Origin of the sequence: Micromonospora chalcea (genome assembly GCF_002926165.1) — a bacterium.
GTDB lineage: Bacteria > Actinomycetota > Actinomycetes > Mycobacteriales > Micromonosporaceae > Micromonospora > Micromonospora chalcea.
The window spans coordinates 1-21,800 of sequence record NZ_MAGP01000164.1 but is presented as its reverse complement, the minus strand read 5'-3'; the positions used below and the strand labels follow the sequence as shown (position 1 = coordinate 21,800).

Genomic DNA, 21,800 nt, shown 5'->3' with positions numbered 1-21,800 from the left:
ATCGATGAAGGCATCCTTCAATCCCCTCCTCACCGCGGTAGTCGCCGCGGCGGTGGGTGCCGTGCTGGGAATCCTGGCCGTCTCGATCGGGGCGTCCACCCTCGGCAACAGCAACAGCAAGCCAGCGAGCGTGGAGCAGCCCATCATCGTGTACGGCGAGCGCTGACGGTGCGGCATGGAGGTCCCCCCTCCTGACGTCTCGTCAGAACTGGTCGTACTCGACGTCGTGGTGCCCGCGTACAACGAGGCGCTCCGGCTGCCCGACACCCTGGTCCTGCTCCGGGCGGCGCTGGCCGAACTCGGCGTGCCCTGCCGGGTCACCGTGGTGGACAACGCCAGCGACGACGGGACCAGCGCCGTGGTGGTGAACGCGCCGCCCGGCCCGGTTCCGGTCCGCCTGCTCTGGTGCGGCGAACCGGGCAAGGGCTTCGCGGTGCGTCGGGGTGTGCTGGCCAGCGACGCCCGTTACGTAGGCTTCTGTGACGCCGATCTGGCCACCGCGCCGGCCGCTCTCGCCCAGGTGCTCAATCTCCTGTACGACGGCGCGGACGCGGTGGTCGGGTCGCGGGCCCACCCCGAGTCGGTCGTCGAGGAGCGGCACAGCGTGCTGCGACGCTGGGGCGCGGTGGCGTTCCGGGGCGCGGTCCGGCAGGTGGTGCGCGGCGTCAGCGAGACGCAGTGCGGGTTCAAGTTCTTCCGCAACGACGTCGCCCGGCGGGTCTTCGCGCCCCTGCGGTGCGGTGGATTCGCGTTCGACGTCGAGGTGCTGGGCCGCGCCGAGCGGGCGGGCGCCCGCCTGGTGGAGATTCCGGTCAGCTGGGTGGACGTACCCGGCTCCCGTTTCTCACCGGTCCGGCACGGCTGGCAGAGCTTCGTGGACGTCGCGAAGATCAACTGGTGGCTCCGTGGCGCCGACGTCGCCCCGGTGATGCCACTCGTCACGCTTCCGGTCACGCCGGACGTCACCGGCGGCACGGCCGCCGTTGGAATGCGGCCGTGAGTGTCGGAACACCCTCTACCGACGCGGCACCCACCACCGACGCCACCGTGGTGGGCCGCCGGGTCGTGGTGCTCAACTGGAAGGACCCCTGGCATCCTGACGCCGGGGGCGCCGAGGTGTACGCCTGGCAGGTCGCCCGCGACCTGGTGACCGCCGGCGCGGAGGTCACCTTCGTCACCGCGCGCCCGAACGGGCAGCCCGGCGACGAGGTCCGCGAGGGCATCCGGATCGTCCGTACCGGCGGCCGGTGGACCATCTACCCCCGGGTGCTGGGCTGGCTGGCGCGCCACCGCCGGCAGTTCGACGCGGTGGTGGACTGCCAGAACGGCATCCCGTTCTTCAGCCCGGCGGTCCTGCCGGCGGCCGTGCCGGTGATCTGCGTGATCCACCACGTGCACGACCGGCAGTTCCGGTTGTACTTCGGCCCGGTCGTGGGTCGCTTCGGCGCCTGGCTGGAGGGACCGGTCGCCCGGCGCGTCTACCGCCGCGCGGTGACGCTCGCGGTCTCCCCCTCGACGGCGGTGGCGATCCGGGAGCGGCTGCGCTGGACCGGCCCGGTGGTCGTGGCGCCCAACGGCGCCGACGCGTCCCGGCCGGCCGCCGCGGGCGTGACCCGCGCCGACCGGCCACGTGTCGTCTGCGTCGGCCGGGTGACCCGGCACAAGCGGGTGGACCTGGTGGTCGACGCCGTGGCCCGGCTCCGGGCGCAACGGCCCGACCTGCGTCTGGACATCGTCGGCGGTGGGCCGGACGCGGCGGGCGTCCGCCGGCTGGTCGACGAGCGCGGGCTGAACGACATGGTCACCGTGCACGGCCACCTGCCCGCCGCCGAGCGGGACGCCCTGCTGGCCGCCGCCTGGTTGCACGTCTCCGCCTCGTGGGGTGAGGGCTGGGGTCTCGTGGTGGTGGAGGCGGCCGCCGCCGGGCTGGCCACTGTCGCCTTCGACGTGGACGGGCTGCGCGACGCGGTCCGGCCGGGCCGTACCGGATGGTTGGTCGACGAGGGTGAGGATCCGGCGCAGAACCTGGCCGCCGGCCTCGACCGCGCGCTGGACTCCCTGGCGACGCCCGGAGAGCCGGACCGGATGGCCGCGGAGTGCCGGCGGTGGAGCGGCTCGTTCCGCTGGACCGACACCGGCCGGCGGGTGCGTGCGGTCCTCGGGGATCTGCTGACGCCGCGCCCGCTGCCCTGGGCCGCCGGGAACACGTCGGTGGTGGTCCGGACCGACCAGCCGGAACGCCTTCTGGCCCGGGTGGCACCGCTCCTGCCGCGTACCCGGCACGTCGCGATCGACGGGCAGAACCTGCTGCTCCTGGTGCCGGCCGCCGAGCCGGCCGCTGTCCGGCAGGCGCTGCTGCAGGCGGGGGTCGCAGCCGACGACATCGACGAGCGGAACGCCGGAGCGGACGAACTGCTCACCGGCGTTCCGGTACGGCAGTGCTGACCGCCTGGTCGACCGCTCGCCGTACCCCCGGAATTCCGAGCGCCACGGTGTCCCTGGCGGTGTGGCGCCTGCGCGAGCTACTGGTCTGTCTCGCGCTGATCGGTCTCTGCGTCACCCAGGAGCCCGGGCTCATCGTGCCCGAGACGAAGCTGGACATGGCCCTGGACCCGGGCGGTTTCCTCGCCCGCGCGGCTCACCTGTGGACCGGGGACTGGCAGTTCGGCACGCTCCAGAACCAGGCCGTCGGCTACTTCTTCCCGATGGGCCCGTTCTTCCTGCTCGGTGAGGCGGTGGGGCTGCCGGCCTGGCTGGTGCAGCGGCTCTGGATGGCGACGCTGCTCTGCGTCGCCCTCACCGGCGTGGTGCGCCTGGCCCGCGCCCTCGACCTGGGTGGCCCGGGATCGCGGCTGGTGGCCGGCGCGATCTTCGCGCTCTCCCCCCGGGCACTGTCCCTGGTCGGCACCGTCTCGCTGGAACTGCTGCCGTACTGCGTCGCCCCCTGGGTCCTGCTGCCACTGGTCAAGGGGGCCGCGGGCGGCTCGTTGCGGCGGGCCGCGGCGCTCAGCGGGCTCGCTGTGGTCTGCATGGGCGGCGCGAACGGCGCGGCCGTCGCGTGCGCCGTGCTGCCCGCGTTCCTGTACGTGGTGACCCGTGCGCCCGGCCGGCGGCGGATCCGCCTGCTGGCGTGGTGGACGGTGGCGATGGTGGCGGCCACCTTCTGGTGGCTGGTGCCGCTGCTGTTGCTGCAGCGCTACGGGTTCCCGTTCCTGCCGTACACCGAGAGCGCGGCGGTCACGACCAGCGTGACGTCGCTCCCGTCGGCGGTACGCGGCAGCACCCACTGGGTGGGTTACCTGGCCGTCGACGGCGTGCCGTGGTGGCGCGCGGGATGGGCGCTGGTCACCACCCCGTGGATGATCGTGCTCACCGCCCTGATCGCCTGCGTCGGCCTGGCCGGGCTCGCCCGCCGGGACCTGCCGGAGCGGCGGTTCCTGCTCGTCGGCGCCCTGGTCGGCCTGCTGGCACTGACCGCGGGGAACCTGTCGACCGGGGGCGCCGCGTTCGCGTCGCCGATGCGTGAACTGCTCGACGGTCCGCTCGCCGCCCTCCGCAACCTGCACAAGTTCGACGTCGTGATCCGCCTGCCGCTTGCGCTGGCCGCCGCGCACATGCTGGACACGGTCGGCCGGATCGCGCTCATCCGCCGCTTCACGCGCCCCACGAACATGGCGCCCCGGCGGGTGGCGCTGGGCGCGACCGCCGCCGCGCTCGTGGCGGTGACCAGCGGCGCCGGGATGGCGGGACTCGCTCCGGGCGGCGGCTTCCACGCGCTGCCCGAGCACTGGCGGCAGGCGACCGGGTGGCTCGACCGGCACGCCGGGCCGGGCACCACCCTGCTGGTTCCCGGCTCCAACTTCGCCGAGTACAACTGGGGACGTCCGCTGGACGAGCCGGTGCAGCCGCTGCTGGACTCGCCGTGGGCGGTGCGGGCGCTGGTTCCGGGCGGATCGGCTGGCAACTCGCGGCTGCTCTCCGCCATCGACGAGCGGCTCGCCTCGGGCACCGCCTCGCCCGGACTGGCCGACGTGCTCAGCCGGCTCGGCGTGCGCTACCTGCTCGTCCGCAACGACCTCCGCCAGCCGGTCGGCGGCATCGCCTGGCCGGTCCTGGTGCACCGCACGCTTGACAGCGCACCGGGCCTGTTCCGGGTCGCCGCGTTCGGCCCGGCGTCCGGGGTGAAGCCCGACCTGAACGGGGCGTGGGACTACGGCCTGCACGAGCCGTACCCGGCGGTGGAGATCTACGAGGTGGACCGGCCAACCCCCCGGGCCACGCTGACCGACGCCGCGCTGCCGCTCAACCTGGTCGGCGCGCCGGAGACGTTGCTGGACCTCAGCGACGCCGGTGTGCTGGGCAACCGGCCGGTGATCCTCGACGGCGACCCCCCGCTGGTCAGCGACGGCGGCACCGTGCTCGCCGACAGCCTCCGGGACCGGGAGGTCGACTTCGGTCTGGTCCGGGGCAACACCTCGCGGACCCTGACCGAGCAGGACCCGACCCAGTTGGAGCGCCTGGAGCACGACATCCTCGACCCGGCGTGGCGGTCGTCGATCACCTCCTCGGCGTACGCCGGGGTGGCCGACGTCCGGGCGTCGTCCAGCGCGGCGGACGTCACCGGTCCGGCCGGGCTGCGCGACCCGTCGGCCACACCCTTCGCCGCCGTCGACGGCGACATCGGCACCGCGTGGTTGTCCGACGGCGCGCGCAAACCGGTGGGCCAGTGGGTCGAGCTGCGCTTCGCCGACCCGATCGAGGCCGACTCGGTGGAGGTGCAGGTGATGGGCGACGAGGTGATCGGCGCGCCGGTCACCTCGGTACGGGTCAGCACCGCGGGCGGTTCCCAGGTGCACCCGGTGACCGGCGCGGGCCGGTCGACGGCGAGCCTGCCGCTGCCCGCCGGCCGGAGCAGTTGGCTGCGGGTGACAGTCGAGAGTGTCGCGGACGCCGACGTTCCGGGCCGCCGGGCGGGTATCCGGGAGCTGAGTGTCGCCGGGGTGACGCCCGAGCGCTACCTGCGACTGCCGGAGGTGCCCGCCGACGCCGTCGCGCCCGAGGTGGTCGCGCTGGCCCGCAAGGCCACCGATCGATCCGCCTGCGCGGTCGCCGGTGACCACTACCTGTGCGCTCCCGACCTGATCCGGCAGGGCGAGGAGACCGGGCTGGTGCCCCGGCGCTTCGACCTGCCGGACGCGATCCCCACCCAGCTCACCGGCCTGGCCCGGGCCACGCCCGCCACCGCGCTCGCGACGTACGACGAGATGACGGGCGGCGAGACGTTCACGACGTCGAGTTCGTGGTTCGCCGACCCGGTCGCCTCGTCGAGGTCGCTGGGGGACGGGGACGACGGCACGGCCTGGTGGGCGGATCCGAGCGATCCGCAACCGACAGTGAAGATGCGCTGGGCCACCGCGCGCAAGGTGAGCTGGGTGCGGCTGCGGTTCGCGGAGAGCCTCGTCGCGGCGCCGCCCAGGACGGTCCGGATCACCGGTGACGACGGCATCCGGGAGGTGACTGTCGACCTGGACGGTGTCGCCCGCTTCCCGGCTCTGCGTACCCGTGGGCTCACCGTTGCAGTGACCTCTACCGTGCCGAGGGTCAGCCGGTCGACGGCGCTGTTCGAGCCGCAGTCGCTGCCGGTCGGTCTCAGCGGTGTGGACGTGCAGGGCGTGCCCGAACTGAACCAGCCGCGCGGCCTCGACCGTGAGGTGACGCTCCCGTGCGGCGCGGGGCCCACCATCGTGGTCAACGGGGTGAAGGTGCCGACGACGGCCACCGGGACGCTGCGCGACCTGCGCGACCTGCGGCCCCTGCGCTACCGCGCCTGCGCTCCCGCCACGTCGTCGGGCCGGGCCGCGAAGGCGGGCGCGGAGCAGGTCACGCTGCGGGCGGGCGGCAACGAGGTCTCCGCCCCGGCGGACCGGTTCGTCGTGGACAGCGTGATCTTCAGCGGTACGCCGGCCGAACGGCCCGTCGTCGCCGCGTCGCCGCGCCGGGCGTTGAGCGTGGTCGACTGGGACGACCAGCGCCGGTCGATCGAGATCGGTGCGGGTGGCGGCAGCTACCTGATGGTTCCGGAGAACGCCAACGCCGGCTGGCGGGCGACGCTCGACGGGCAGGAGCTGATCGCGGCCCGCCTGGACGGGTGGAAGCAGGGATGGTTCGTGCCGGCCGGTCCCGCCGGCCGCGTCGAGTTGGTCTTCACGCCCGGCGAGCACTACCGGATCGTCCTGTTCGTCGCCGGGGGCCTGTTGGTGCTGCTGATGGTCGGGGCGCTGATTCCCGCGCGCCGCCATCGACCCGCGTACCCGGTGGTGCCGACGATGATGCCGACCGCGCCGCTGCTCGCGGTGGCGGTGCCGGCGCTGCTCGGGGGCCTGGTCGGGCTCGGCTGCGCCGCCGCGGTGGTGGCGCTGCACCGGGGTCGCACGCCCGGCCCGGCATGGATCTGGGTGCCGGCTGCGCTGGGGCTCACCGTCTACGGGACCGAGCGTCTGTGGCTGCCCCGGGTCGGCGCGGAACGGGTGGCGGAGCTACTGGTCCTGTTGCCGACCGGGCTGCTCCTCGTGGCGGTCGCCGCTCTCGTGTTGCGGTTCCGTCGGGTCCGCGGCCGGTACGAGGCGAGTTCCGAGGCCGGCCGGGCCGGCGCCCTGAAGCGCTGGCGCCGGCGTCGCGGCCCGGAGCGGGAGGTCGGGCTCGACGGCCACGGGCCGGCGGCGGCCGCCGCGCCGCCGCAGCCGTCGCGCGGGCCGCTCGATGAGGTAGTAGCTGGCCGTCGCGACCGGGACGGTGAGGGCCAGGGTGACGGCGAGGAGAACCCAGAACGAGCTGTTCATCCGGGTGAATCCGAGCAGGCGGAAGCAGACCTCGAGCGCGAGGAGGTGCCAGAGGAAGATGCCGTAGGAGATCCGGCCGAGGAACATGACCGCCCGGTGGCTGAGGAGAGCGCGGGGCACCCCGCCGGACCCCGGCCCGACGAGGGGGGCGATCAGGCACCAGGCGACGAGCAGGAACAGCAGGTGCTCGGTGACCGACTCGACCGGCTTGGCGGGTTCGACCCCGCGCGGGCCGGCGATGGGCGTGCTCGCGATCCAGAGCAGCGCGCCGGCGATGAGCCAGGACGTTCCCGGGGCGAAGGTGAACACGCGCAGGCCGCGCGGCGTGGCGGACCACAGGTCCTCGTCGCCCCGCCCAGACCCGTCACCGGTCAGCCCGGTGAGGAACGGGGTCGAGGTCGTGCCGACGGGCCACGAGGCGAGCACGGCCAGCATGATGCCGATGCCGAACCAGTCGAGAAAGGCGGGCAGCCAGAGCACCGCGAGTCCCGGTAGAGGCGAGTCGGGACCGTGTGCGTACGCATTCCAGATGAGGCCGGCAAGGACGAGTACGGCACCGAACGCCAGTTGGCGCCGGGCTCGCCCGAGCGGGGTACGGCCGCCCATTCGGCGGCCGAGCACCGCTATCAGTGGCAGCGCAAGGTAGAAAGTCGCCTCCGTAGCCAGGCTCCAGGTCTGCTCCATGCCGACCGGGAGTCGCAATGGCTCGTAAATCTGTGCCAGAAGAAAGGGGATCGCCCAGTCCCAGACGGACTTCAGATAGTCGATGTTGAGCCAAGTCAGTGCGACGATCGCCATTGCCCAGTACCCGGGCAGAATGCGCAGCGCGCGGTGCCAGAGGTATCGCCGAACGGATGGTCCTGACTGTCCGTTAATGGCAGCGAGCGCGAATGGCCGATAGAGGAGGAAACCGGACAGCGCAAAGAAGATCGCCACCCCGACATCCAGCCTGGCCAGCACAGCTGCGAGGTGGGCGAAGGAGTTGGTCAGTCCGCTGAGAAAGGAGACATGGTGGACGACCACGCCGATCACCGCCACCGCCCGCAGCCCTTCCAATGCGGGCAACCAACCGTCCGAACGGCCGGTATTAGTTGCGGACAGGATCGCCTGTCCGTTGCTCGAGTCCGGTCTGACGGGTCGGCTCACAGTTCCCTCGACATCCATTTGATCTCGCAGCCCGGTGGCTGCTGCACCCCCGGAGTCAGTACGTCGCGAGAGGTCGCATCGGACCATATCCGAAATCGGCCTCGTCATGTACTGTCAGCCGACTAGTCGAGTCTTTACAAGGGGAGGAGTTTCATGCGACCCACGTCGGGTGCCATCTTGGTGGCGGCAGGCGCGTTCCTGATCGTCGGGGCCGTGGCGACGCCGCTGGCCGTCGCGCCCGCTCTGGTCAAGGTGCCCCTTGACCAGAGTTCGGTAACGGTTTCAGAGGCGAAGAACGCGACCGTTCTTGATTTCAGCACGCTGGCCGAGCGCAGCGGCGTCAACCTGACCGCCCACCGCGCGGTGCGCGGCGACGTCGAGGCCGGCAACGCCGACCGGACGGTCTTCAACGTCGGTGTCCGGGTGATCGACGACGCGGGCAAGGAGATCACGGTCAGCACGGACCGGGTCGCCCTCGACCGGCGTACGGCGGAGTCGGTCGCCTGCTGTGCCGAGGCGGTCAACGGCGCGCCCTTCAAGCACGAGGGGCTCACCTACACCTTCCCGTTCGGTACGGAGAAGAAGACGTACCAGTACTTCGACAACACCGCTCGGAAGGCGTACCCCGCCGAGTACGTGGGCACCGAGAAGCTGCAGGGGCTGACCGTCTACAAGTTCGAGATGACGGCCGAACCGATCAAGATCAGCGAGATCGACGTGCCGGGCAACCTGGTCGGATCGGCCCAGCCCACGGTGACGGCCGGTCGCTTCTACGCCAACACCCGCACCCTCTGGGTGGAGCCGGACAGCGGCGTCATCGTCAAGGGGCAGGAGAAGCAGCTCCAGACCCTGCGTGACGAGACCGGCGCGGACAAGATCAAGATCATCGACGCCACGCTCGTCTTCACCGAGGACACCCAGAAGCAGCAGGCCAAGGCGGCCAAGGACGCGCGTGGGCAGATCAACCTGCTGACCACCGTGCTGCCGATCGTCCTCGGCGTCGTGGGCCTGCTCCTGCTCCTGCTCGGCCTGTTCATCATCGTCCGCGCGGCTCGCCGCCGGCCCGACGCGACGCCGGTGGACGCCGGCGACGGACCGGTGGACGACGTGCCGTCGCAGCGTTCGGCGGAGCCGGTCGACGACGACCCGATCGTGCCCGCCGGCGGACGCCACGCCGCGGACCGCGCGGAGTCCTGAGCGCCAACCCTCGCACCACCACACGAGCAGGCCGGCCGACCCACCAGGGTCGGCCGGCCTGCTCGTGTGCGCGGCAGGTGGCAGGTCAGAGGCGGCGCACCGCGTACCGGGTGCAGATCCAGTCCTCGGTGTACGGCAGGTCGGGCCGCTGCCCGACGATCTCCCCGCCGTTGGCGGCCACCAGCCGGGTCATGTCGGCGTCCGGCACCGCTGTCATCTTCATCGGCGCGGGGTAGTTGAGCAGCCGGCGCTGCGCCCAGCTGATCAGGCGGAACGGCGCGAGCTTCCAGATGACGCCCTTGGCCGTACGGGCCGGCTCGGTCGGCAGGCCCACGACGGCGACCCCGCCGGGGCGCAGGACGCGCAGGAACTCGGCGAGGTAGCTGTCGATCGCCGGGCGCGGCAGGTGCTGCAACACGAGCGCGCTGTAGACCAGGTCGAAGTGCCCGTCGGGGAACTGGCTCAGGTCCGGCGCGTCGTTGAGGACGAAGCGGATGTTCCCGGCGCTGCGGTCCAGGCGCCGGGCGGTCTCCAGCATCGACGGGGCGATGTCGGCGGCGACGACCTCGCCGGCGTGCGGCGCGAGCGCCTGCGACAGCCGACCGGCCCCGCATCCGAAGTCCAGCGCGCGATCCCATCGCGTGGGCAGGCCGAGCCGGCCCAGCCATCCGGTCGTCTCCTCGACGTCGGCGCGGCCGGTGGCCAGGAACTCCTCGACGTCCCACTGCCCGCCGCGCTTACCGGGCTGGACGAGGACGGCCCACAGCGGATCTTCGGCGCCCAGCTTGGTCCAGTCGCGCCGTACGTCGTCGAGATTCACGCCGAAACCCTAGGACATCCGGGGGTGCGGCTGGATCGACCCGGTCATCTGCCGGCTCGGATGTTCGGCCGACGACACTGCCCCGAACGGCCCATCGCGCCCGACGCACTGTACATTTGTTACTTGATTGTAATCCCTCAATGTGTCGTCACTGTGGGTTGATCGGGTGCTCAATGACGGTGTCTTTGCGCACTTTGATGCCCTTTTCCTGCTCCGGAGCGTCAACGCCTGGTGATGGCGAGCAAGCTTCGTGGCGCACTCGTGTTACCGCCGGGTACGCGAGGGGGTTGTGAGCTGCGCCGCATCGGGTGCACGATCAGGCTCGATCGTTACCCGTCGGTAACAGAGGGCGGGGCCCGGCGCGGGCCACCGGTACGACAACCGGCCGCCGCGCACATTCGCTCGAGGAGGAACCCGTGCAGAATCGGCTCGACAACCAGGGTCGTACCCGGTGGAAGCGGTTCGCCGCCATGATCGTGCCCACCACGGCCGCCGCCGGTGCCATCCTGTTCGGCATGTCGACCGGCGCCATCGCCTCCGACATCACCGTGTCCGGGCAGACCTTCAAGATCGGCGCGGACCGCCTGGAGGGCGAGGGCTTCAAGCAGTACGGCGGCATCGTCCGCGAGAAGGGTGAGGACGGCAAGGCCGGCGCGACGCGCCCGGTCGCGATGGCCGAGATCAGCAGCGCCGACCTGTACAACCTCTGCCAGTCCGTCCGCGCCGACCTGCCCGGCCTGCCGGTGGTGCTCACCATCAACGCCGGCGAGGGCAAGGACCCGGCCCGCGCCAAGGACCTGGTGATCGCGATGGACTCGCTCGAAGGCAACGCGACGTTCACCAACATCCAGATCGGCCGCGACGCCAGCGACCTGAACCCGACGGCCCAGCGCGGCTCGTTCGGCCAGAACTCCGACCGGGTCACCATCCGCGACCTGAAGCAGGTGTCGCGCTACACCACGTCCTCGACGTTCAACCTGGTCGGGCTGCGGCTCAAGGTCAACGTGGGTGACGACGCCAAGGGCAAGGAGTGCTTCTGAGCTGAGCACGGCCCGGGTGGCCGACCACCGCGGGCCCGCCCCACCGTCCCCGCCCCCGCTCCGCCAGGAGGAGTACGTGACAACCGTCGAACCGTCCCACGCCCGGCTCGGCACCGCGGCCCGGACGTGGCGGACCTTCCGCCGCTGGCAGCGGAGCCGGCCGTTCTGGGGTGGCCTGTTCATCATCCTGGCCGGGGTGGAGATGCTCGCCTCCACCCGGCTGACCCTCAACGGCCTGAGCTTCAGCAGCGGCGCCACCGGCCTGCTCTCGCTGCTGATCCCGGCCATCCTCGGGACCTGCGGCGTGCTGCTCTGGCTCAGTCCGGCGCAGCGGCTGTTCTACTCGATCGTCGCGGCGGTCACGACCGTCTACTCGCTGATCGGGCTCAACCTCGGCGGCTTCTTCCTCGGCCTGCTGCTGGGCATCGTGGGCAGCGCGCTCGCCTTCGCCTGGGTGCCGGTCCGGCCGTCGGAGCCCGCCGCCGAAGAGCGCGACACCGAGGCGGACGACGAGCGCGACACCAGGGTGGACCAGCGGCACGCCGACCAGCTCGACGTCGACGGCCCGGTCGGCGTCGAGCAGGTCGGCGCCGACCAGTCGGTCACCGGCCGGCCGGGCGGCCCGGAACCCGCTGACGAGCAGCCGGCCGGGGAACTGCCGACCGTCGAGGTGCCGGCCGCCGTACGGCCGGCCGTCGAGCAGCCGACTGCCGAGCGGCCGGGCGGGGAGCGGCCGGTCCCTCGGCAGTCGGTGAACGGGCAGGCGGCCGGATCCGACGGCGGCCCGCCCGAGTGGGCGGGCCGTTCGGCGGACCCGCGTGCCTTCGGCATCGTCCTGCTGGTGCTCGGCCTGGCCACCGCCGGCCTGGCCGTGCAGCCGCGCGCGGTACAGGCCGCACCGAGCAGGCCCGCCGCCAGCGCCTGCCCGACGAAGCCCGCCACGCCGTCGAAGGCACCCTCCGCGACGCCCACCCCGACGCCGAGCGCGAGCCCGACGCGGGAGGGCAACATCATCACCGACTTCTTCGAGGGGATCGGTGACCTGTTCAAGGGCGGCAGCAAGAAGAGCGAGACGCCCTCGCCCACTCCGACCGCGAGCGGATCGGCGGCCCCGACGAGCAAGCCGACCACCCGTCCCGGCTCGACCGACTGCCCGACACCGGGCAAGCCGGGCAAGGAGGAACCGGCGAAGCCCGGCAAGGTGGAGCCCGGCAAGCCGCTGCCGCGTATCGCCGCCGACCCGGGCCTGCCGAAGGTGGCCAAGCAGCCGTCGAAGCTCACCGGCTCCAAGGTGACCATGACCGGGCTGCGGTTCGAGGGGATCACCGACCTGCGGACCGAGCAGGGCGCGCTCAAGGTGCTGAAGTTCAGCATGAAGGAAGCCGTGACCGACGACTTCCTGCTGGTCGCCGACGGCCCCAGCGGTCGCACCCAGCGGTACGCGACCGACCGTCTCACCGTCCGCGACGACGTCGCGTTCTACTGCACCCGGTTCGTCGGCAAGCTCGCCGGCATCAAGCTGACGCTGACGCCGGACCTGCCGTTTCCGGACGGCCTGCCGGTCACGCTGCCCATCCCGGTGACGTTCACCGACCCGGTCATCGACCTGGCGTACGTCACCAGCAACACGCTCACCGGCCGGCCGACGCTGAAGGTGACGCTCGGCGCCTGACCGGACGGGTGCCGGCGGAACGCGCCGCCGGCACCCGGAAGCCGGCTCAGAGCCGGGCCAGCGCCTTACGCAGCGGGTCCAGCCCCAGCGAGCCCAGGTCGAGCGCCTGGCGGTGGAACTCCTTGAGGTCGAAGTCGGCGCCCTTGCGGGCCTTCGCGTCCTCCCGGGCCTGCAACCAGATCCGCTCGCCCACCTTGTACGACGGGGCCTGCCCGGGCCAGCCCAGGTAGCGGTTCAGCTCGAAACGCAGGTTCTCGTCCGGCACCCGGCAGTGCGCCCGCATGAACTCCCAGCCCAGCTCCGGCGTCCACCGCTCGCCCGGGTGGAAGCCGAACGGGTTGTCCTTCGGGATCTCCAGCTCCAGGTGCATGCCGATGTCGACGATGACCCGGGCCGCGCGCAGCGCCTGCCCGTCGAGCATGCCGAGCCGGTCACCGGGGTCGCCGAGGTAGCCCAGCTCATCCATCAGCCGCTCGGAGTAGAGCGCCCAGCCCTCGCCGTGCCCGGAGACCCAGCACAACAGCCGCTGCCAGCGATTGAGCAGGTCGGCCCGGACGGCCGTCTGCGCGACCTGCAGGTGGTGACCCGGCACGCCCTCGTGGTAGACGGTGGTCACCTCCCGCCAGGTGGAGAAGTCGGTGATGCCCTGCGGCACCGCCCACCACATCCGCCCCGGCCGGGAGAAGTCCTCGCTCGGGCCGGTGTAGTAGATGGCACCGTCGCTCGTCGGCGCGAGGCAGCACTCGATCCGGCGTACCTGCTCGGGGATGTCGAAGTGGGTGCCGTTCAGGTCGCTGACCGCCTGGTCGGCGAGCGCCTGCATCCAGTCCCGGAACGCCTCCTTGCCGCGTACCGTCCGCGCCGGCTCGGCGTCGAGCGCGCGTACCGCGTCGTCGATCGAGGCGCCGGGCCCGGCGATGCGCGCGGACACCGTCCGCATGTCGGCCTCCAGCCGGGCCAGCTCCGCGAAACCCCAGGCGTACGTCTCGTCCAGGTCGACCTTCGCGCCGAGGAAGTACTGCGAGGCCAGTTCGTAGCGCTCCCGCCCGGCGGCCTGCTTCTCCCGCCCGGCCGGCGCCAGCTCGTTGCGCAGGAACTGCCCGAACTCGGCGGCGGCGGCGGTGGCGGCGGCCGCGCCCTTGCGCAGCTCCGCGCCGAGCGCGCCGTCGGCGTCGAGCCGCTCGACCATGCCGTGGAAGAAGTTGTCGCCCTCCGGGTCGACCCAGACGTCGCACTGCTTGGCCACCTCGACGAGCTGCACCTGCGAGCTGACCCGTCCCGCGGCGGCGGCCTCGCGCAGCGTGCGCTTGTAGCCGTCGAGCGCCGACGCGAAGCGGTTGAGCCGGGCCGCCACGTTGGCCTTCGCCTCCTCGCCGTCGGTCGGCATGAGGTCGAAGACCATCCGGATCTCGTGCAGCCCGCTGGAGATGACGTTGACCTCGCTGCCGGTCTCGCCGGCCTCGTACCGGGCCAGCTCCAGGCCGAGGCGCTCCTGCATGGCCTCCTTGGCGGTCCGCTCGGCCTCGGTCTCCGGCTCGGTCACGTCGAGTTCGCCGAGCGTGCGCCGGGCCAGGTCGGCGCGGGCCGCGTAGCCGTCGGGCGACAGATCGTCGAGCTGGTCGTCGTAGCCGGCGATGCCGACGTAGGTGGCCCCGGTCGGGCTCAGCGGAGCCCACTCGGCCACGTACCGGTTGGCGAGGTCATCGATTCGTCCCACGAGGGGACCCTACGTGACCCCGCAGCCGAATTCCGCACGACATCGTCGTACCCGTGGGGCAGAGTGTCAGGGGTGACAGTCGATTTCACTCCTGACCGCGCGCCGCTGCGGAGCTGGCTGCCGGGGTTCGTCGCGCTTGCCGCCATCTGGGGTTCGAGTTTTCTGTTCATCAAGGTCGGCGTGGCCGAGCTGCACCCCGTGCACCTCACTCTCTACCGGGTGGCCACCGGCGCGGTCACGCTGCTGGTGGTGCTCGCCGTGCTGCGCGACCGGCTGCCCCGCGACCTTCGCGTCTGGGGGCACATGCTCGTGGTGGCCGCGTTCGGCGTCGCGGTGCCGTTCACGCTGTTCGGCTACGGCGAGCAGCGGGTCGAGTCGATGCTCGCCGGCATCTGGAACGCCACCACGCCGCTGATCGTGCTGCCGCTGGCGGTGCTGGTGTTCCGCACCGAGCGGCTGACCGTGCGGCGGGCGGTCGGGCTGGGGCTGGGCTTCGTCGGGGTGCTCGTGGTGCTCGGCGTCTGGGAGGGCGTCGGCGGCGCCCACTTCGTCGGCCAGCTCATGTGCTTCGGCGCGGCTGCCTGCTACGGGCTCGCCATTCCGTACCAGAAGAAGTTCGTCGCGGGCAGCGCGTACTCCGGGCTGTCGCTGTCGGCGGCCCAGCTGCTGGTGGCGACCGCGCAGCTAGCGCTGGTCGCGCCGTTCGTCGGGACGCCGCCGTCCCCGGCCGGGCTCTCGCCGCGCGTGATCGCGAGCGTGCTGGCGCTCGGCGCGCTCGGCACCGGGCTCGCCTTTGTCATCAACATGCGCAACATCCGGCTGGCCGGGGCGAGCACGGCGTCCACAGTGACGTACCTGGTTCCGGTGTTCGCGGTGCTCGTCGGCGCGGTCGTGCTGGGTGAGCGGATGACCTGGCACCAGCCGGTGGGTGCGCTCGTGGTGCTGGCCGGCGTGGCGGTCGCGCAGGGCCTGTTCGGGCGGCGCCGCACGCGCCCGGACGTGGTGGTGCCGGCCCGCACTGTCGAACCGGCCGCCCAGGGCTGACCCTCAGCTACGGCCGGCCGTCCACTTCACCAGGCGGTCGGCCGTCCAGGTGTTCACCACCCGGTTCGCCGGCACCCCGCACAGCGCGGCCCGCTCGCAGCCGAACCGCTGCCAGTCGAGCTGGCCGGGGGCGTGCGCGTCGGTGTCGATGGCGAACCGGCACCCGGCCTCCAGCGCGAGCCGGATCAGCCGCTTCGGCGGGTCCTGCCGTTCCGGCCGGGAGTTGATCTCGACGGCCACGTCGTGCTCGGCGCACGCCGCGAAGACGGCGTCCGCGTCGAACTCGCTCTCCTTGCGGGTACGCGCGCGGTGCCCCTTGTCGCCCGGCCCGGTCACGCCTGCGGGCCGGGAGGAGACCATCCGGCCGGTGCAGTGCCCGAGGATGTCCAGGTGCGGGTTGGCGATCGCGGTCAGCATCCGGCGGGTCATCTTCGCCCGGTCGTCGTTCAGCCCGCTGTGCACCGAGCCGACCACCACGTCCAGGCGGGCCAGCAGGTCCTCGTCCTGGTCCAGCGAGCCGTCGGCGAGGATGTCCACCTCGATGCCGGTGAGCAGGCGGAAGCCCTTCGGCAGCGCCTCGTTCACGGCGGCGACGTGGTCGAGCTGCTTGCGCAGCCGCTCCGCGGTCAGGCCCCGGGCCACCTTCAGCCGGGGCGAGTGGTCGGTGAGCACCAGGTACTCGTGGCCCAGCTCGACCGCGGCGAGCGCCATCTCCTCGATCGGCGAGCCGCCGTCGGACCAGTCCGAGTGGGTGTGGCAGTCGCCGCGCAGCGCGTCCCGCAGCTTCGCCGCCGCCTCGTCCAGGTCGGTGCCCTCGGTCGCCAGCAGCCGGCGCAGGTAGACCGGTTCCTCCCCGGCCAGCGACTCGGCCACGCAGCGGGCGGTGACGTCACCGACGCCGGACAGCTCGGTCAGCTTGCCGGTGCGGGCCCGCTCGGCCACCTCGGCGGCGGGCAGCGCGCCGAGCGTCTTCGCGGCCGACCGGAACGCCCGGACCCGGTAGGTGGCCTCGTTGGCCCGTTCCAGCAGGAACGCGATCCGGCGCAGGTCGGCGATGGGATCCCGGGCACTCATGCCCTGGAACCTACGCGCATCCGCCGCCCGCCGCGCGACCCCGCACCGTCAGCCGCCCGTGGTGGACCGGCCCGGCGACGCCGGGCAGCCGTGCTTGCGCTGCCAGGCGGTGACCTCGGCGACCGGCGAGCGGTTGCCGTCCTTGCGCCACGAGTTCAGGTAGGGCGCCGGCCAGACCACGCCCCGGCGGATCCACCAGTCGTCCTTTCCCGTGCACTTCGGGGAGAGTCCGAAGTGCAGGTGACAGACGTTGTTGGCGTTGCCGGTACGGCCGACCTTGCCGAGCTGCTGCCCGGCCCGGACCCGTACGCCCGGGTCGATGCCGGCCGCGACCGCGCTCAGGTGCGAGCCGTAGTAGCGCACCCCGTCGTCGCCGAGCAGCGAGACGGAGAGCCCGCCGTTGTTCGGGCCCTGCGGCCCGCGCTTGTCGAACCGGTCGACCCGGCTCACCTCCAGCACCACGCCGTCGGTGACCGCCACCACCGGCTCGCCGCAGTCGGCGAACACGTCGGTGCCCGGGTAGCCGCCGTGCGTCGGGTGGTAGTCGACGTTGCCGGCGCGGACGGGGAAGACCCGCTTCACGTCCGTGCGGGCCGGCGACGGCGGGGAGGCGGTCGGCGGTGCCGGGCTCGCCGGGTCGGCAGGCTGCGCGCCCGTCGCGATCGGGCTCGGTTCCTGCCACCTGTCGGCGCGCCCGGTGGAGGCGCCACACCCCCCGGCGGCGAGCGCCGCGACGAGCAGCAGGACCGGGCGCGCCGGCCGCGTCCGGCGTCCGATCGATGGCGAGCGCATCCGGTCATCCTGACAGACCACTACCGTAGGGACGAACGCCGCGACCGCGTCACACCCGCCGGTCACTGTGCGTGACGCCGACGTGGATCGTTCGGGGAAGGGGGCGGTGGTGACGTACGGGTGGCAGGGCGGACCCGAGGGGACCGGTCCGGGGGCGTTCCCGCCTCCGCCGCGTACCCCCTCGGGACTCTTCCCGTCCAACGCGCCGATCCGGCCCAGCTACCGCGAGCCGTACCCGATCACCGGCTCCGGGGTCGCGGTCGGCGCGCTCGTCGCGTTCGCCTGGTTGCTGCTGTTCGGGCTGCTCGGCCGCAACATCGCGGGTTACGCCTGGTGGACTCTGCTGGCCGGCGCCCTGGCCTGGGCGGCGGCTGCGGTGCTGGTCCGCCACGGTGACCGGGGGGTCGCCACCGGGGTCGCGATCGTCACCGCCGGTGGTTGGAGCATCGCCGCCGCGCTGGTCGCGATGCGGTGGGCGCAGACCGGCGACTGGCCGCTCTGGTGACCATGGGTGCCGGTTTCGCTGCGTAGCGAAGGCCACCTTGACGTTCGCGCGGTGACGGTCCACGCTCGGCGGTATGGCCTGGACCACACCGCCGCGGCTCGACCCCGAGCGGAGCCGCCGTCGCCTGCAACTCCTTGCCGAGTTGGCCGGTGCCCGCGCGGTGCAGCAGCGCCAGCGACCACAGCGCGCGCGTACCGAGCGGCTGCGCCAACTCATCGCCACCCGTCGGCGCGTCGTCGGCTGACCGGCTTTCTCTTCAGAACGGCCGGCCCTTACGGGGCGTTGACCGGTCGCCCGCCGACCCGACCGGTTAACGTGCATCGCGTGACCTGTCGGCGTGCTGCCGAGGCCAATTTGGGGGGACCGTGTCGTACTTCGCTGCTGCCGTGGCGCGCGTCGACGGCGGCTGGACCGCGGGCGAGGTGAGCCTGCGGGGCGTCACCGACATCGAGGAGGTGGCGGACCGGCTGCGCGACGTCGAGCCGGACGCCGACCTGTCGCTGCTGTTCGTCGAGGCCGACGACACGTACCTGGTCGTCCTGCGCCTGGACGAGGGGGAGGACCTGCGGGTCTTCGGCTCCGACTCGGCGTACGCGGAGGAGTCCCGCCTGGGCGCGCTGCTGGTCGGCGACCTGAAGACGTCGGTCACCGGGCTGGAGGAGGTCGACGAGCCGCGCGCCTCCAGCGGCGACGACGACAACGAGCAGCCCGCTGTGGACCCGGAAGCCGACCCGGTCGGTGACGCGGACCTGCTGGCCGACCTGGGCATCCCGGCGCAGAAGCTGCTCGCGCTCTGCGCACACGAGGGTTCCATGCCGGCCGACGTCACCGCCGAGATCTGCCAGGTGCTCGGCTGCGTGGACGAGGTCGAGGAGCTGCGTGAGGTCTGAGCCCGGGGAGTCCCGGACGCCCGGCGCCGCCGAACCCGCCGACGCGACCGATCCGGCACTGGAGACCGTACGCCCGGGGCAGCCCACCCCCGGCCGGGCCGCGCGCGTCGGTCCCGGCGCGGACGAGGCGCTCGCCGAACCGGGCGCGGTCGGCCGCCGGCAGCGGCACGAGCTGTGGATGCGCCGGGCCCTGGAGGTCGCGGTGACCGGCCCGGACGAGGCGACCCCCGACGCCGACGACGTGCCGGTCGGCGCGGTGCTCTACGGCCCCGACGGCGCCGAACTGGCGATCGGGCGCAACGAGCGGGAGTTGACCGGCGACCCGACCGCGCACGCCGAGGTGCTGGCGTTGCGCCGGGCCGCGCAGCGGCTGGGCCGCTGGCGGCTGGACGACTGCACGCTCGTCGTGACGCTGGAGCCGTGCACCATGTGCGCCGGGGCGATCGCGCTGGCCCGCGTCTCGACAGTGGTGTTCGGCGCGTGGGAACCCAAGACCGGCGCGGTCGGGTCGCTCTGGGACGTGCTGCGCGACCGCCGCGTCACGCACCGCCCCGAGGTGTACGGCGGCGTGCTGGAACGCGAGAGCGCGGCGTTGCTGCGCGCGTTCTTCCGCTGAGGTGTGCTCGGCTCAGGCGCTCGTCGGCGCCGGGCGCAGCAGCGTCGCGGCGACCCCCTGGGCGACCTCGGTCCACGCGGTCGGGCGCAACGTCGCCGGGTCGAGCCGGACGATCGACCGGGTGCCGGTGGCGTGCACGGTGGCGCCGTCGGTCGAGCGGAACTCGAAGGCGTACCGGGCGCTGCTGGTGCCGAAGTGCTCCAGCCAGAAGTGCACAGCCACAGTGCCGACGCCGGTGACCGGCGCGCGGTAGCTGATGGTGAACTCGCGGACCGCGTGGAACACGTCCGGCGCGGCGTGCACGTCGCCGCGGAAGGCGACGCCGCGCTCGGCCCAGTACGGCGTGAGCGCGCGTTCCAGCAGCACCGCGTAGCGGGCGTTGTGCAGCAGGCCCATGGCGTCGAGGTCGTCGAAGTGCACCGGCACGTGCGCGACGTGCCCGAACTCGGCGGCCTGCCGCTCGACTGTGGTGTGGCTCATGACTGGCCTTCCGGTAGCAGGGTCGGATCCGGGCAGAGCGCCCGCAGCCGGGTCAGCAGGCCCTGGCGGGCGTGCCGGTAGGTGGCGTCCGGGTCGAGCAGCCGGGACCGCATCACCGCGCTGATCCCCAGCGCGTCGATCTCGTACGCGAGCAGTGGCACGTCCAGGTCGGCGGGGAGTTCGCCGAGGTCCACCGCCTCCTGGACGAGGCGTTCCAGCAGCGCGGTCCAGCGGGCGAACGCCTCGGCGAGCCGGTCGCGGACCGGGCCGGGGCGGGCGTTGTACTCGAACTCGGTGTTGGCGAAGAAGCAGCCGCCGGGCAGCACCCGGGCGGCGTAGAAGTCGATCCGGGCCTCGTGCAGCGCGCGCAGCCGGCGTACGCCCCGGGGCGCCTCCAGGGCGGGCGCGACGATCATCTCCTGCCACTGCGCGACGGCCCGGTCGACGGTGGCGAGTTGCAGCGCCTCCTTGGAGCGCCAGTGCGCGAAGAGGCCGGACTTGCTCACCTCCAGCCGGTCGGCGAGCTGGGCCAGGGAGAGGCCGTGCAGGCCGACCTCGGTGGCCAGCGCCACGGCGGTGTCCAGCACCGCGGTGCGGGTGCGGTCGCCACGGGCGACGCGGCCGTCGGAGGTCATGCGGGCAGCGTATCGGGAAACAAGCACGACCGGTCGTATTTATTTTTGTGACCCGGGTAACGCGCGACCGCCCCGCCACCTTGCGGCGGCGGGGCGGTCCAGAGTCGATCAGGTCAGGCGATGATGGTGTCCAGCGCGATCTCGACCATCTGGCCGAACGTCTGCTCACGCTCCTGCGACGTGGTCTTCTCGCCGGTCTTGATGTGGTCGCTGACGGTCAGGATCGTCAGCGCGCGGGCCTTGAAGCGCGCCGCGATCGTGTAGAGCGCCGCCGACTCCATCTCCACCGCCAGCACGCCGTAGTCGGCGAGCGTGTCGTACAGGTCCGGCCGGTCCGTGTAGAAGGCGTCCGCCGCCAGGATCGGCCCCACCCGCATGCTGATGCCGCGCCGCTCGGCCACCTCGACCGAGGTACGCAGCAACCCGAAGTCGGCCACCGGGGCGTAGTCGATCAGCCCGTCGAAGCGCATCCGGTTCATGTTCGAGTCGGTGGACGAGCCGATCGCCGCCACCACGTCCCGCAGCTGCAGATCCTCGGTCAGCGCGCCGCAGGAGCCGACCCGGATCAGCGACTTCACGCCGTACTCGTTTACCAGTTCGTGGGCGTAGATCGAAGCGGACGGCATGCCCATGCCGGAGCCCTGGACGGACACGTCAACGCCGTTCCACTTGCCGGTGAAGCCCAGCATGCCGCGCACCGTCGTGTAGCAGCGGGCCCCCTCCAGGTAGGTCTCCGCGATCCACTTGGCCCGCAGCGGGTCACCCGGCATCAGGACCCGCTCGGCGATCTCTCCCGGCTCAGCGCCGATGTGCGTACTCATGGCAAAGATCCTGCCAGGCCGGGCCGAGGGATACCGGTTCGGCGTCCAAGCCGGCGGTCCTGTACCCTCGTCGGCGGTGGCGTGTCCGAGTGGCCTAAGGAGCACGCCTCGAAAGCGTGTGAGGGTTTACGCCCTCCGCGGGTTCAAATCCCGCCGCCACCGCTCGTGAACAGCGAGAACGCCCGGTCGATCCTCAGGGATCGACCGGGCTTTCCGCTTGTGGTCTCAGTTGCTGCTCAAGAGGCGGATTTCGGGTGCTCTGATGGGCTGTTTCGCAGCAGCCTTCGACGCGCTGGGCGATGTCCCGATGCACCTCGGTGCCCCGCGGGATGGCCTGCGCGATTGTGGTGGGTGCGGTGCGGGCAGTTGTAGCTCGTCATATTTTTGGGTCTTGTGACGTGTCTGTGGGTGGTTGGGCGCGTCGTTGATGGCGCACGCCGTTGTCCTGCCTAGGTTCTGGCTTGTCGAAGGTCAGAACTTGATGGGCGGGAGAACGGCGTGCGTTCTGCCAG

Annotated in this window: 19 protein-coding genes, 1 tRNA gene and 1 pseudogene; 13 read left to right on the top strand and 8 right to left on the bottom strand. The window is 72.4% G+C overall.

Translation table 11 applies throughout. The features are described from left to right. Positions 1–4 precede the first annotated feature (4 nt). The 4 genes and pseudogenes from BAW75_RS32485 to BAW75_RS28495 form a co-directional block, all read left to right on the top strand. On the top strand, positions 5–166 hold the full coding sequence (locus BAW75_RS32485; RefSeq protein ID WP_157539048.1) for a hypothetical protein: 162 nt from the start codon (positions 5–7) through the stop codon (positions 164–166). Between the two features lie 9 nt (positions 167–175). After that, a complete protein-coding gene (locus tag BAW75_RS28505; protein ID WP_064446837.1) occupies positions 176–1,000 on the top strand; it encodes a glycosyltransferase in 825 nt (274 codons plus the stop codon). Then, the gene (locus tag BAW75_RS28500) at positions 997–2,445 is read left to right on the top strand and encodes a glycosyltransferase family 4 protein (protein WP_208635331.1); all 1,449 of its coding nucleotides are present in this window, start codon (positions 997–999) and stop codon (positions 2,443–2,445) included. The genes BAW75_RS28505 and BAW75_RS28500 overlap by 4 nt, the downstream gene beginning before the upstream one ends. After that, positions 2,439–5,660, top strand: a pseudogene (locus BAW75_RS28495) (DUF3367 domain-containing protein); the annotation flags it as partial. The gene BAW75_RS28500 and the pseudogene BAW75_RS28495, both read left to right, overlap by 7 nt. 876 nt (positions 5,661–6,536) lie before the next feature. Here BAW75_RS28495 and BAW75_RS33530 read toward each other — a convergent pair. Continuing rightward, on the bottom strand, positions 6,537–8,003 hold the full coding sequence (locus BAW75_RS33530; RefSeq protein WP_420915051.1) for an acyltransferase family protein: 1,467 nt from the start codon (positions 8,001–8,003) through the stop codon (positions 6,537–6,539). 135 nt (positions 8,004–8,138) lie between these two features. Between BAW75_RS33530 and pgfA the strand changes: the two genes are divergently transcribed. After that, a complete protein-coding gene (pgfA, locus tag BAW75_RS28485; RefSeq protein ID WP_104115573.1) occupies positions 8,139–9,182 on the top strand; it encodes a cell envelope lipid trafficking protein PgfA in 1,044 nt (347 codons plus the stop codon). A gap of 85 nt (positions 9,183–9,267) precedes the next feature. Here pgfA and BAW75_RS28480 read toward each other — a convergent pair whose 3' ends face one another. Continuing rightward, complete coding sequence (locus BAW75_RS28480; protein WP_104115572.1) at positions 9,268–10,002, bottom strand: class I SAM-dependent methyltransferase; 735 nt, start codon at positions 10,000–10,002, stop codon at positions 9,268–9,270. A 416-nt stretch (positions 10,003–10,418) separates the two neighbouring features. Between BAW75_RS28480 and BAW75_RS28475 the strand changes: the two genes are divergently transcribed. Then, positions 10,419–11,042, top strand: a complete 624-nt coding sequence (locus BAW75_RS28475; RefSeq protein ID WP_043327818.1) for a DUF6230 family protein — start codon at positions 10,419–10,421, stop codon at positions 11,040–11,042. 76 nt (positions 11,043–11,118) lie between these two features. Next, positions 11,119–12,714, top strand: a complete 1,596-nt coding sequence (locus BAW75_RS28470; RefSeq protein ID WP_104115576.1) for a DUF6114 domain-containing protein — start codon at positions 11,119–11,121, stop codon at positions 12,712–12,714. Between the two features lie 46 nt (positions 12,715–12,760). Here the strand turns inward: BAW75_RS28470 and BAW75_RS28465 are convergent, their stop codons facing one another. Next, on the bottom strand, positions 12,761–14,431 hold the full coding sequence (locus tag BAW75_RS28465; RefSeq protein ID WP_104115571.1) for a DUF885 domain-containing protein: 1,671 nt from the start codon (positions 14,429–14,431) through the stop codon (positions 12,761–12,763). Positions 14,432–14,503: 72 nt separating this feature from the next. Between BAW75_RS28465 and BAW75_RS28460 the strand changes: the two genes are divergently transcribed. Continuing rightward, positions 14,504–15,475 carry a DMT family transporter gene (locus BAW75_RS28460; protein ID WP_043327820.1) on the top strand — a complete coding sequence of 324 codons (972 nt, stop codon included), beginning with the start codon at positions 14,504–14,506 and terminating at the stop codon, positions 15,473–15,475. 3 nt (positions 15,476–15,478) lie between these two features. Here BAW75_RS28460 and BAW75_RS28455 read toward each other — a convergent pair whose 3' ends face one another. Together BAW75_RS28455 and BAW75_RS28450 are read right to left on the bottom strand one after the other, a co-directional pair. Then, positions 15,479–16,549: a PHP domain-containing protein gene (locus tag BAW75_RS28455; RefSeq protein WP_069088841.1), complete on the bottom strand. Its 1,071-nt coding sequence runs from the start codon at positions 16,547–16,549 to the stop codon at positions 15,479–15,481. A 48-nt stretch (positions 16,550–16,597) separates the two neighbouring features. Continuing rightward, positions 16,598–17,341 (bottom strand): M23 family metallopeptidase, encoded by a 744-nt coding sequence (locus tag BAW75_RS28450; protein ID WP_104115570.1) that lies wholly within the window; start codon positions 17,339–17,341, stop codon positions 16,598–16,600. 109 nt (positions 17,342–17,450) lie between these two features. Here BAW75_RS28450 and BAW75_RS28445 point away from each other — a divergent pair, with 109 nt between their 5' ends. The 4 genes from BAW75_RS28445 to BAW75_RS28435 all read left to right on the top strand — a co-directional run bounded on the left by BAW75_RS28445 (position 17,451) and on the right by BAW75_RS28435 (position 19,352). After that, a complete protein-coding gene (locus BAW75_RS28445) occupies positions 17,451–17,846 on the top strand; it encodes a hypothetical protein (protein WP_176722829.1) in 396 nt (131 codons plus the stop codon). A 73-nt stretch (positions 17,847–17,919) separates the two neighbouring features. Next, positions 17,920–18,090, top strand: a complete 171-nt coding sequence (locus tag BAW75_RS32480; protein ID WP_166457820.1) for a hypothetical protein — start codon at positions 17,920–17,922, stop codon at positions 18,088–18,090. Positions 18,091–18,211: 121 nt separating this feature from the next. Further along, positions 18,212–18,736 carry a tRNA adenosine deaminase-associated protein gene (locus BAW75_RS28440; protein WP_104115569.1) on the top strand — a complete coding sequence of 175 codons (525 nt, stop codon included), beginning with the start codon at positions 18,212–18,214 and terminating at the stop codon, positions 18,734–18,736. A gap of 178 nt (positions 18,737–18,914) precedes the next feature. Beyond that, on the top strand, positions 18,915–19,352 hold the full coding sequence (locus tag BAW75_RS28435) for a nucleoside deaminase (RefSeq protein ID WP_197494900.1): 438 nt from the start codon (positions 18,915–18,917) through the stop codon (positions 19,350–19,352). Between the two features lie 12 nt (positions 19,353–19,364). On the opposite strand, the gene BAW75_RS28430 is transcribed toward BAW75_RS28435, so the two are convergent. The 3 genes from BAW75_RS28430 to deoD form a co-directional block, all read right to left on the bottom strand. Then, positions 19,365–19,832, bottom strand: coding sequence for an acyl-CoA thioesterase (locus BAW75_RS28430; RefSeq protein WP_043327825.1), 468 nt, complete (start codon positions 19,830–19,832; stop codon positions 19,365–19,367). Then, positions 19,829–20,467 (bottom strand): TetR/AcrR family transcriptional regulator, encoded by a 639-nt coding sequence (locus BAW75_RS28425; RefSeq protein ID WP_030502134.1) that lies wholly within the window; start codon positions 20,465–20,467, stop codon positions 19,829–19,831. The genes BAW75_RS28430 and BAW75_RS28425 overlap by 4 nt, the downstream gene beginning before the upstream one ends. A 113-nt stretch (positions 20,468–20,580) precedes the next feature. Beyond that, positions 20,581–21,288, bottom strand: coding sequence for a purine-nucleoside phosphorylase (deoD, locus tag BAW75_RS28420; RefSeq protein ID WP_043327826.1), 708 nt, complete (start codon positions 21,286–21,288; stop codon positions 20,581–20,583). Positions 21,289–21,363: 75 nt separating this feature from the next. Between deoD and BAW75_RS28415 the strand changes: the two genes are divergently transcribed. Further along, a tRNA-Ser gene (locus BAW75_RS28415) sits at positions 21,364–21,450 on the top strand. The last annotated feature ends 350 nt before the right edge of the window (positions 21,451–21,800 follow it).

What these genes read in the sequence shown, in the direction of transcription:
- BAW75_RS32485 (WP_157539048.1), top strand. Translation starts at nt 5, where the DNA reads ATGAAGGCATCCTTCAATCCCCTCCTCACCGCGGTAGTCGCCGCGGCG.
- BAW75_RS28505 (WP_064446837.1), top strand. Translation starts at nt 176, where the DNA reads ATGGAGGTCCCCCCTCCTGACGTCTCGTCAGAACTGGTCGTACTCGAC.
- BAW75_RS33530 (WP_420915051.1), bottom strand. Translation starts at nt 8,003, where the DNA reads ATGGATGTCGAGGGAACTGTGAGCCGACCCGTCAGACCGGACTCGAGC.
- pgfA (WP_104115573.1), top strand. Translation starts at nt 8,139, where the DNA reads ATGCGACCCACGTCGGGTGCCATCTTGGTGGCGGCAGGCGCGTTCCTG.
- BAW75_RS28455 (WP_069088841.1), bottom strand. Translation starts at nt 16,549, where the DNA reads ATGAGTGCCCGGGATCCCATCGCCGACCTGCGCCGGATCGCGTTCCTG.
- BAW75_RS28450 (WP_104115570.1), bottom strand. Translation starts at nt 17,341, where the DNA reads ATGCGCTCGCCATCGATCGGACGCCGGACGCGGCCGGCGCGCCCGGTC.
- BAW75_RS32480 (WP_166457820.1), top strand. Translation starts at nt 17,920, where the DNA reads ATGGCCTGGACCACACCGCCGCGGCTCGACCCCGAGCGGAGCCGCCGT.
- BAW75_RS28435 (WP_197494900.1), top strand. Translation starts at nt 18,915, where the DNA reads ATGCGCCGGGCCCTGGAGGTCGCGGTGACCGGCCCGGACGAGGCGACC.
- BAW75_RS28430 (WP_043327825.1), bottom strand. Translation starts at nt 19,832, where the DNA reads ATGAGCCACACCACAGTCGAGCGGCAGGCCGCCGAGTTCGGGCACGTC.
- BAW75_RS28425 (WP_030502134.1), bottom strand. Translation starts at nt 20,467, where the DNA reads ATGACCTCCGACGGCCGCGTCGCCCGTGGCGACCGCACCCGCACCGCG.
- deoD (WP_043327826.1), bottom strand. Translation starts at nt 21,288, where the DNA reads ATGAGTACGCACATCGGCGCTGAGCCGGGAGAGATCGCCGAGCGGGTC.